Annotated in this window: 10 protein-coding genes; 1 reads left to right on the top strand and 9 read right to left on the bottom strand. The window is 63.8% G+C overall.

Annotated elements, in window-relative coordinates:
• Positions 1-675, top strand: a 675-nt coding sequence (locus AC1DT3_RS05075; protein ID WP_477464158.1) for a hypothetical protein, incomplete at its 5' end; no start/stop codon positions are given.
• 6 nt (positions 676-681) lie between these two features.
• Here AC1DT3_RS05075 and AC1DT3_RS05070 read toward each other — a convergent pair.
• From AC1DT3_RS05070 to AC1DT3_RS05030, 9 genes are all read right to left on the bottom strand, one after another.
• Positions 682-2,358, bottom strand: a complete 1,677-nt coding sequence (locus tag AC1DT3_RS05070) for a M10 family metallopeptidase (protein WP_477464157.1) — start codon at positions 2,356-2,358, stop codon at positions 682-684.
• Between the two features lie 90 nt (positions 2,359-2,448).
• Complete coding sequence (trmB, locus tag AC1DT3_RS05065; RefSeq protein ID WP_477464156.1) at positions 2,449-3,129, bottom strand: tRNA (guanine(46)-N(7))-methyltransferase TrmB; 681 nt, start codon at positions 3,127-3,129, stop codon at positions 2,449-2,451.
• Positions 3,130-3,135: 6 nt separating this feature from the next.
• A complete protein-coding gene (metK, locus tag AC1DT3_RS05060; RefSeq protein ID WP_477464155.1) occupies positions 3,136-4,314 on the bottom strand; it encodes a methionine adenosyltransferase in 1,179 nt (392 codons plus the stop codon).
• Positions 4,315-4,418: 104 nt separating this feature from the next.
• On the bottom strand, positions 4,419-4,847 hold the full coding sequence (locus AC1DT3_RS05055; protein WP_477464154.1) for a helix-turn-helix domain-containing protein: 429 nt from the start codon (positions 4,845-4,847) through the stop codon (positions 4,419-4,421).
• A 38-nt stretch (positions 4,848-4,885) separates the two neighbouring features.
• Positions 4,886-6,508, bottom strand: a complete 1,623-nt coding sequence (gene lnt / locus AC1DT3_RS05050) for an apolipoprotein N-acyltransferase (protein WP_477464153.1) — start codon at positions 6,506-6,508, stop codon at positions 4,886-4,888.
• On the bottom strand, positions 6,505-7,548 hold the full coding sequence (locus tag AC1DT3_RS05045) for a hemolysin family protein (RefSeq protein WP_477464152.1): 1,044 nt from the start codon (positions 7,546-7,548) through the stop codon (positions 6,505-6,507). The genes lnt and AC1DT3_RS05045 overlap by 4 nt, the downstream gene beginning before the upstream one ends.
• A gap of 31 nt (positions 7,549-7,579) precedes the next feature.
• The gene (gene ybeY, locus AC1DT3_RS05040) at positions 7,580-8,116 is read right to left on the bottom strand and encodes an rRNA maturation RNase YbeY (RefSeq protein WP_477464151.1); all 537 of its coding nucleotides are present in this window, start codon (positions 8,114-8,116) and stop codon (positions 7,580-7,582) included.
• Positions 8,113-9,171, bottom strand: a complete 1,059-nt coding sequence (locus tag AC1DT3_RS05035) for a PhoH family protein (RefSeq protein ID WP_477464150.1) — start codon at positions 9,169-9,171, stop codon at positions 8,113-8,115. Before AC1DT3_RS05035 ends, ybeY begins: the two co-directional genes overlap by 4 nt.
• A 31-nt stretch (positions 9,172-9,202) precedes the next feature.
• On the bottom strand, positions 9,203-10,067 hold an 865-nt coding region (locus tag AC1DT3_RS05030; protein ID WP_477464149.1), incomplete at its 5' end, for a MiaB/RimO family radical SAM methylthiotransferase.

Below are 10,067 nucleotides of genomic sequence, written 5' to 3'. Positions count from 1 at the left end.
GACATGTCGGCGGCCAGCCTGACCGACATCGCCGCGACGGTGTGCGGCGTGGCGCGCGATTGCACCATTCGCGAAGGCCGATCGCTTGTCGCGGAGGAGCCGCTTGCGCAGCGAACACGTCGGTTTCTTTCCTATACATGGGCGCGAGGGATGCACGGAACCGATAGGATCGCCGATATTGTGGCTTACGAGATCAACGGCTCCCTGTTCGATCTGCAAAGCTGGCATCGCATACCGAACAAGCTTGCCCTCGGCCAAAAGGTCAACTTCGCCAAAGGCGGCAACGCGCGTGCCTTCACCGGCGTTGAATGGGCGCTTCCCGACCAGTCGGGCGCCCGCATGAAGCGGCCGCGGGCGATGCTTTCCTTCGAGACGAATGACGCCATCAGCGGCGATACGACGCTTCGTTTGTCTCTCAGCAACATCGGTTCCGAAAGCCACTTGGTGACGATTTCGGTCAACGGACATCCCGTCGGACGAGTCAACAGCGGCGCGATGGTCGCGGAGCAGGAGGTCGCGTTCAGCGTTCCAGCCTCCTTCGTCGCGAATTCCAAGCTCGTGGAGATCGCTGTCGAAACGGACAATCCAGGTTCCCAGCCTGCGGGCAGGCTCGGCTTGGGCGTTCGCTGGATGACGCTAGATGCGGCGCCGACATTGCAACGCACTCCTGGATAGAAGCGGTCACACCAGGAAGAAGTCCTTCTCCGTCAGCTTGACCTTGTGGATGAGGGTGGCGAACAGGATGGCCGCGCCTTTTCCCGAGCCGTCCAGATCGTAGGACAGGTCGCCGGTCTTGCGGTTGTAGATGAGCCGGTCCGAGGCATCGTGGGCCTTCGACCCGGTCCAGAAGGCATCGTGCGCCAGGACGCCTTTCTTGGCGACTTTGGCGAAGACCGATTTGGCGAGGTGGATGGAATCGTCCCGCGCGTTGAAATCGACAATCGTATCGACGCTCCCCATGGCCCGATCGAGCTTCGCCGAAAACAGAAACGCATCCTTGCCCTTCGCGCCAGTGAGGACGTCGTCGCCCGCACCGCCTGCGATCGTGTTCGCCCCATTGTTGCCGGTCAGGGCCAACCCGTGCGGTCCAGAGCCGGTGAGCTGCTCGATCGAACGGCCGAGGGTGTAATCCACCGTCGTGACCACCCGGTCGGTGCCCGAAGGATCGATGACGAGGTCGAAAGCGTCGTCCACGAGATAGGTGTCGTTGCCGGCGCCGCCTTCCATCGTATCGCTGCCGGCGCCGCCGGAAAGGGTATCCCTCCCACCGTTGCCGTAGAGGTGGTTGGCGGCCGCGTTGCCGTGCAGGGTATCGTTGCCGCGTCCGCCCTTCGCATTCTCGATCAGCGAACGCGGATCGCCCTCGTATTGCAAGGCGTTGTAGACGTTGCCACGGGCCAGAACCCCGCCTCCGAGCAGGGCGAGTTGCTCTTCGCCGAAGGCGCTGGACGATCCGGGCGCCAGGTCGATGGACAGATCGGCGCGATACGTCGACAGATCGTACGTGTCGATGCCGCCGCCATCCCAGATCGTTTCAAAGATCCGGTTGGATTCGTCGCCGCCGACCCCCGGAACACCCTGGCCGACACCATCGACGAAGGTCTCGCCCGTATTGCGATCGAACCGATAGACCGTGTCGGCGCTGCGAAAATCGAAATTGGCGCCGTATAGAATTTGCAGCGCCGCGATATCGCCGACCATGAAGGTTTGCGGCAATCCGAAACGCTCGTTGGTATATCCGCTCGTGATCGCCCCCGGATACGAACGGTAGCTCATCACCGTGTACTCGACCGAATCCATGGAAGCCGGCAGCGTCGGCAGCGCGTCCTCGTCACCTATGTCGTGCGGATGCTTGAGGCCGAGCGCGTGACCCAGCTCATGGATGGYGCTCTCGAAGCCGTAGGATCCGACAAGCGGATTGCGAAAATCCCGATGGGGTCCGAACCAGATGTCGCCAATGGCGGCGGAGGAATCGGGGCTCGGATAATACGCATGCGCCGTCGTGGTCGCCCCCGTCGATCCGATGGCGATGTCGGGCCATGACGAGGGCGCGGAGGAACGAGACGCGCCCGCTTCGCCGACTTGCAATCGCGTGAATCCGGTGAGTGGCAGAACCGCCATTTTCGGTCCGCCGGCGAAGGTGCTCGCGCCCTCGATGATAAAGCGGAAGGCCTGCTGCATGGCAAAGGTGACGGGCGAGAAATCCGTGCCGGGCTCGGCGCCGTAATCGGTGCCGTAATCGGCCGCGCTCGGGCCGAAGCCGAAGCTGAGGACGTCACTGTCCCACCGGTATCCCGAGAGGAGACCGTCGACCCGCCAGTCTCCCGCATCGGGAGCAGCGGCACTCCCCTTCGCCATCGCCGATCCTTGTCACATCGCTGATCCGCAAACGGCGAATCCAGCCGCGCGCATCACAAGAATCTTACGTAGCGGAAGATCTGAAAAAGGCTAAAGACGCAAAAGGGTTAGATAAGACGGGGTGCGGCCTTCGCGGATGGCTTTTGCCTCGTAGCGCGTTCCCGGCCATCCGTCATAAGGACGGCGCCAATCATCCGCCCGCGTGGCGGACCACCGGAAATGGCGAGAGCGCAGAGCGCGCGCCAGGACCCATCCGATATAGTCGTCGATATCGCTGGCGAAGCGCAGCTCGGCCCCCTTGCGCATGACGCGGGCGAGTTCCACGAGCATCTCGTCGGAAACCAGTCGGCGCTTGCGCTGGCGACGCTTCGGCCACGGGTCCGGATAGAGGATGTAGACGCGATCGAGGCAACCCTCCGGCAGCGTCGGCAGCAGGTCGGTGACGTCGTCGTCGTAAACACGGATATTGGCCAGGTGATCGCGCTCGATCGTGGCGAGGAGTTTCGCCATGCCGTTCACGAACGGCTCGCAACCGATGATGTTCACGTCGGCATGCGTTTGCGCTTGTGCGGCCAGATGCTCGCCGCCGCCGAAACCGATTTCGAGCCAGGTTTCCCGGCCAGGTTTCGCGAACAAGGTCTCAAAAGGTGCTCCCGGCGCTACACGCAGCGTCGGAAGCAGGTTCTGGATCAGGTCATCCTGACCGGCGCGGAGCTTCTTGCCTTTCCGGCGCCCGAAGAAGGCGCCGGCATGCTCGATATCCGCGCTCATGACGACTTAGTTGAAGGCCGACTTCAGCGAGTCGGCGAGGTCGATGCGCTCCCACGAGAAGCCGCCGTCGGCTTCCGGAGGACGGCCGAAATGGCCGTAGGCCGAGGTGCGGGCGTAGATCGGCTTGTTGAGCGACAGATGGGTGCGGATGCCGCGCGGCGACAGGTCCATGGTGTCCATCAGGAGGGCTTCGAGCTTGCCTTCGTCGACCTTGCCGGTGCCGTGCAGGTCGGCATAGATCGACAGGGGCTTCGCCACGCCGATGGCGTAGGAAAGCTGCAGGGTGCAGCGATCGGCGAGACCAGCCGCGACCACGTTCTTGGCCAGATAGCGCGCCGCATAAGCCGCCGAGCGGTCGACCTTGGTCGGATCCTTGCCGGAGAACGCGCCACCACCGTGGGGAGCCGCGCCGCCGTAGGTGTCGACGATGATCTTGCGGCCGGTGAGGCCACAATCGCCGTCCGGTCCGCCGATGACGAACTTACCGGTCGGATTGACGTGCCAGACGGTCTCGGCCGAAACCCAGCCAGCCGGCAGGGTCTTGCGGATGTAGGGTTCGACGATCTCGCGGACGTCCTCGGAGGAGAGGTTCTCGTCGAGATGCTGCGTGGAGAGCACGATCTGGGTCGCCGCGACCGGCTTGCCGTTCTCGTAGCGCAACGTGACCTGGCTCTTGGCGTCTGGGCCGAGGACGGCGGCGCCATTTTCCTTGGCCTTGCGGGCGATCGTCAGGTTCTGAAGAATCTTGTGAGCGTAGTAGATCGGCGCCGGCATCAATTCCGGCGTCTCGTTGCAGGCGTAACCGAACATGATGCCCTGGTCGCCGGCGCCTTCGTCCTTGTTGCCCGCGGCATCGAYGCCCTGGGCGATATCGGCCGATTGGGCATGCAGGTGAACCGCCACGTCGGCGGTCTTCCAATGGAAGCCGTCCTGCTCGTAGCCGATGTCCTTGATCGCAGCGCGGGTCATTTCGACGATGTGATCGTGGGTGATGGAAGACGGCCCGCGCACTTCGCCGGCGATGACGACGCGGTTGGTGGTGGCGAGCGTCTCACACGCCACGCGCGCTTCGGGGAGCGCCGCGAGATAGGCGTCGACGACGGTATCGGAAATCCGATCGCAAACCTTGTCCGGGTGGCCCTCGGAGACGGATTCGCTCGTGAAAAGGTAGCTCGAACGACGCACGGTCAATGTCCTTGAATGGCAAATGCCGCGCCTCACGCGCAGCGGAAGGCACGCTCAATGCAGCAAATGACCCGAAACGTCAAGAAAACGGACGAACGCGTTCTTTATTTCGAACGATCGTCGGCGGCCTCTGCGGCCTCAGGCGAGTCGGCGAGGGCGGCGACCAGCTGGACGATGCTCTTACGGACCTTGGCGTTCTTGATCGACGCGAAGGTGCGAATCAGATGGAGGCCTTCCGGCGTCTGCATCACTTCGGAGGCGTAGGAGGGAGAATCGCCTTCGGAGAAACCGGATGTGGTGCGGTCGCTCCGGACGCCGTTGAAGAAAAAGGCGATTTCGACCCCGAGGATATTGGCGATGTCGACGAGGCGGCCGACGCTGATACGGTTCGACCCCTTCTCGTATTTCTGCACCTGCTGAAAGGTGAGACCGAGCATCTCCCCGAGCTTTTCCTGACTCATGCCGATCGACATGCGACGCATCCGCACGCGGCTTCCGATTTCAACGTCGATCGCGCTAGTCGATTTCTTCATGGTCGAAGCTCTCCTCGCCCGGCTCGCGGGCGTCGGGATCAGTCCCCTGGTGTGTCCAGATGAGGCCGCCGCCTTCGACGAAAAACCGGAAGGAAGCAGCATGTCATCAGCGTAGCAGTTAAAATTGCTAGGCTGTACCCTCTATAAACAGAGGGGGAAATTGCAAGTGGCAATTCAGCGTCGAGGACACCTTCGACTCCGAGGGGGAGCATTTTGACGATCCGGCCATAGGGATCGACGACGGCTGAAATGCCGGTATTTGCAGCGCGGACGAGGGGAAGCCCCTCCTCCACGGCGCGCAGGCGCGCCTGCGCAAAATGCTGGTATGGCCCGGGCGTACGCCCAAACCAGGCGTCATTGGTGACGTTCAGAATGAGATTCGGACGCGGACCGTCGGGCAAAATGTCCCCAGGAAAAATAGCCTCGTAACAGATCGTCGCAGCCGCCGGCGGCAATCCCGGCACCGTAAGGGCGTTACGCTCGCTTCCAGGCTCGAATCCGCCGGGAATATGGACGAATTGCCGAAGGCCGGCCGCCCGGATCAGCGCATCGAGGAAATGCGGCACATATTCACCGAACGGCACCAGATGCACTTTGTCGTACGCCGACAAAATGGTGCCGTCGTCGCCGATCACCTGGATGGCATTGAAGAACTTGCCCACCGCTTCGCCGGGCAGGGGATCGTCCATACGGGCCGCGCCGGTGATCAGGACCGCCCCCGGTCGCAGCAAAGCGGCGATCTGCGCCAGCGATGCTGGATCCCGGTGCAGCAGGAACGGAAACGCCGATTCCGGCCAAATCAGATGCGTGGTCTCCTCGATCGGCCGTCCGTCTTCACCCGTCCGGGCGCTGATCGAAAGATAGCGACGCATGATCGCGTCGCGATTCTTCGGATTGAATTTAGCATCCTGCGGCAAATTGGGCTGCATGATGCGCAGCATCACGTTGTCGACGACCGGAACCGGTTCGACGGGAACGCGGGCTGCCCCGAAGAGCGCCATCGCGGCGAGAGCGAGCGCCGCGAGACCGGGTGCGAGCCAACGGGCGCGTCCGGTGCGTCCGGTCCACAAGGTCGCCGGCGCGGAGCCGATGAGGATGGCGAGGATGGTCAATCCATAGAGGCCGACGACCGAGGCCGCCTGCATGAGCCACAGGTTCTGGCCGAGCGCCATGCCGGGGTTGTTCCAGGGAAAACCCGTAAAGAGATGGCCGCGCAACCACTCGCTGACCGTGAGACCGAAGGCGAAGGCGAGGATGCGCGTCGCATCCCGCGTCCATAGCAGCCGGGCGAGGAGGAAACCGAAGGCGGCGAAAACAGCGAGGAGCGCGGGCAGGCCGAGCACGCCGAACGGCAGCGCCCAGGCGAATTGGTCGGCCTCGACCAGGAAGGCCGCGCCGAGCCACCACAAGCCAGCGACGAAATAGCCGAACCCCCAAAACCACCCGATCACGGCGGCCGTCTGGAGGCTCCGCCGCGTGATGGAATCACCTCCGGCGGCTGTGCCGTCGAGGAGCCAGATGGCCGGTGTCAGCGATAGGAACAGAGCTGGCAGAAAGCCGAAAGGCGGCATCGCGAGAGCGCCGACGGCGCCGGCCGCAAAGGCCGCGAGCCATCGCCGCCATCCTCGCAGGCGGACGACGCGGTCGACCAGTGTCCTCATTCAGCGGCGGTGCTTTCCGGTGGCGGGTTGTTGGCCGGGGACGGCAGGGTCATTCCGCCGTTCGGGGGCGTGCTGCGGCGATGGATGCGCAGGCGCTTGAGGCGACGGGGATCGGCGTCGAGGACCTCGAATTCGAGCTCGCCCGGACCGGCGATCAATTCGCCACGCGACGGCACGCGGCCGGCGAGGGTCACGATGAACCCGCCGATGGTGTCGATGTCCTCGGCATCCTCTTCCTCGGTCAGATCGACCCCGAGGGTCTCCTTGACCTCGTCGAGGCTCGCCCTCGCATCGGCGATGAAGGTGCCGTCGGCCCCTTCCATGATGGTGATCGTGGTGGCGTCGTCGTGCTCGTCCTCGATGTCGCCGACCACCATTTCCACGAGGTCTTCGATCGAAACGAGGCCGTCCGTGCCGCCATATTCGTCGATGACGAGGGCCATGTGGGTCCGCGTCGCCTGCATGCGCACCAGAAGGTCGAGCGCCGGCATCGAGCGCGGCACGAACAGCACCGGCCGCAGGATCTGGGCGGCGGCGAGCGTCATCGACAGATCGACGCGAATCAGGCTCGGCGCCGCCGGAACGGCATCATCGCCGGCCTTGCGGCGGCGGCTCGGGCGCGCGTCCGAACGGGCGGCGATGTAGTCGAGAAAGTCGCGGATGTGGATCATTCCCTTCGGGTCGTCCAAGGTTTCCCCATAGACCGGAAGACGCGAATGACCCGCCGTGCGGAAGAGATTGAGCAGGTCCCCGAGGGAGGTTTCGGACGCGACCGCGACGATGTCGGCGCGCGGCACCATCACGTCCTCGACGCGGAGCCGGTGGAAGCCGAGGACGTTTTTCAGCATCGCCCGTTCCTGGGGCGAGAAATCCGTATCGGCAACGGCCTCGGAGAGCACGTCCTCGAGGTCGTGGCGTATCGAATCGCGATGCTTCAAGCCGATACGGATGAGGAACCGGTCGTACCAATGGTCGCGAACACCCTCGTTCTCCGGCGATAACCGGGCGGGGCGTTCGTTGCGACTTCGATCGTCATTCATTGCAGTCGGTTTTCAGCCGAACGGGTCGCGTTCAAGCTGCCATGTCACGGTAAGGATCGTCGATGCCGAGTGTGGCCAACGCCTTGACCTCTAGGGCTTCCATGATTTCCGCCTCCGCCTCGACCTCGTGGTCGTAGCCGAGGAGATGCAAGACACCATGGACTATCAAATGGGCATAATGATGAGCGAGCGGCTTCGATTCCGCCTCTGCCTCTCGCACCAACGTCTCGTAGGCTAAGGCAATATCGCCGAGATGGCGAGGGCCAAAATTCCCAGCCAAGTTCCCGCCTAAGTTAGCACCTGAGTTTCCTGCCAAGTTTCTGCTCAAGTTTCCTGGCGGCGCTGGAGCCGGAAACGAAAGGACATTGGTCGGCTTGTCCTTGCCGCGCCACGCTTTGTTGAGGTCCTGGATATGGGCGTCGTCGGTCAGAAGCAGGCTGACCTCGAGACCCGCCTGCGCCTGCCCGGCGATCGCCGCCGCGGCCTGACCGGCGCTCAGCGCAAGCGCCGCCGCCCCGTCGAGGCGGGACCAGTCGCCCGCCTCGGCCACGATGTCGAACTCAATCACGTCCTGCGCCCCTGTCCATCCTGATTCGAACGATGATCCCCCTCATAGGCGGTCACGATACGGCGCACCAGATCGTGACGAACGACGTCCTGCTCCTTGAACGTGACCCGGGCGATGCCCTCCACCCCTTCGAGAATGCGGAYGGCCTCGATCAGCCCGGATTTTTGGCCGGGCGGCAAGTCGATCTGAGTCGGATCGCCGTTGATGATCATCCGCGATCCCTCTCCGAGGCGCGTCAGAAACATCTTCATCTGCATGGAGGTGGTGTTTTGCGCCTCGTCCAGCAAGACGACCGCGTTGGTGAGCGTGCGTCCGCGCATGAAGGCGAGCGGCGCGATCTCGATCATCCCCGTCTGCAGGCCACGATCGACGAAGCGCGCCTCCATGAAGTCGTAGAGCGCGTCATAGATCGGACGCAGGTAGGGATCGACCTTCTCGCGCATGTCGCCCGGCAGGAAGCCGAGGCGCTCGCCCGCCTCGACGGCGGGACGGGACAGGATCAGGCGCTCAGCCTTACCCTGCTCCAGGAGCGACACGGCGTAGCCGACGGCGAGCCAGGTCTTGCCGGTGCCGGCAGGACCTTCCGCGAAGACCAGTTCGTGCTGCTTGAGCGCCTTGATATAGGCATTCTGCGCGGCGTTGCGGGCCCGGACCGGCCCACGTTTGCGGGTGGCGATCTGGTCGAAGGCGGTGAGCCCTGGAATCGTCGGCTCCTCGCTCGGGAAGAGCGTCCCCTGGAGCGTACTCTCCTGGATGGCCCCGTCCACGTCGCCGGGGCTGAGCATGGCGCTCTGGCGGGCCCGGTCGTAGAGGGATTCGAGGACGCGCCGGGCCTGCTCGGTCGATTCCGGCGAGCCCTTGAGGGTGACGCGGTTGCCGGTGGCGACCGCCACGACACCGAGCCGGCGTTCCAGATGGGCCAGGTTCTGATCGTATTGTCCGAAGACGAGACCCGCCAGGCGGTTGTCCTCGAAAGTCAGGATGATCTCGGCCTCTTCGTCGACGCCCGGATGGAGACTGGCGGTATTTCGCCCCTTCTGCGCTCGTGCGGTCATGCTGTCCGCTGGCCTCAAATGACGCCTCCTGTCAGGCCGCCGCGCGTCCGCCGGCCTCGGTCAATGCTCCGAACAGGCTGTTGGAGCTCTTCCCAGTGATCAAAACGGTCGCAATCTGGCCGATCGTCACGGCATCGGTCTCGACCTGCACCGGTTGCAGATAAGGCGTCTTGCCGTTGATCTGACCCGGATGGCGACCGGGCTTCTCAAAGAGAACGTCCAGAGTCTGGCCAACGGTTCCGAGATTGAAAGCCTGTCGTTGGGTTTCCAACAGGTTTTGCAGACGGATCAGGCGCTCGGACTTCACATCTTCGGCAACCTGCGCGGCGATTTCGGCCGCGGGCGTTCCGGGCCGTGGGCTGTATTTGAACGAGAATGCACTGACGAAGCCGATCTCCTCCACCAGGCGCATYGTGTCCTCGAAATCCGCGTCGGTCTCCCCGGGAAAGCCGACGATGAAATCGGACGACAGGGCGATATCGGAGCGAACCGAACGGAAGCGCTCGATCAGGCGGCGATAATCGTCGCCCGTATGCTTGCGGTTCATGAGGTCGAGAATGCGATCCGATCCCGATTGGACGGGCAGATGGAGGTAGGGCATCAGCGCCGGCAGGTCGCCATGAGCCGCGATCAGATCGTCATCCATGTCGCGCGGATGGCTGGTCGTGTAGCGCAGCCGCACGATGCCCGGGATCTCCGCGAGCCGGTGCAGCAGGCGCCCGAGCGACCACACCGCGCCGTTGGGCCCCTCCCCGTGATAGGCATTGACGTTCTGCCCGATCAGGGTCAGCTCGCGCACGCCCGCATCGGCGAGGCGCAGGGCTTCGTCGACGATCTTGGCGACGGGGCGAGACATCTCGGCGCCGCGCGTATAGGGCACGACGCAGAAGGTGCAG

The sequence above is a fragment of the Microvirga sp. P4_G7 genome, assembly GCF_056401005.1.
This window is presented reverse-complemented; position numbering and strand designations above follow the sequence as displayed.

Coding starts and splice junctions, on each gene's coding strand:
- lnt (WP_477464153.1), bottom strand. CDS start 6,508: ATGAGGACACTGGTCGACCGCGTCGTCCGCCTGCGAGGATGGCGGCGA.
- trmB (WP_477464156.1), bottom strand. CDS start 3,129: ATGAGCGCGGATATCGAGCATGCCGGCGCCTTCTTCGGGCGCCGGAAA.
- AC1DT3_RS05055 (WP_477464154.1), bottom strand. CDS start 4,847: ATGAAGAAATCGACTAGCGCGATCGACGTTGAAATCGGAAGCCGCGTG.
- AC1DT3_RS05045 (WP_477464152.1), bottom strand. CDS start 7,548: ATGAATGACGATCGAAGTCGCAACGAACGCCCCGCCCGGTTATCGCCG.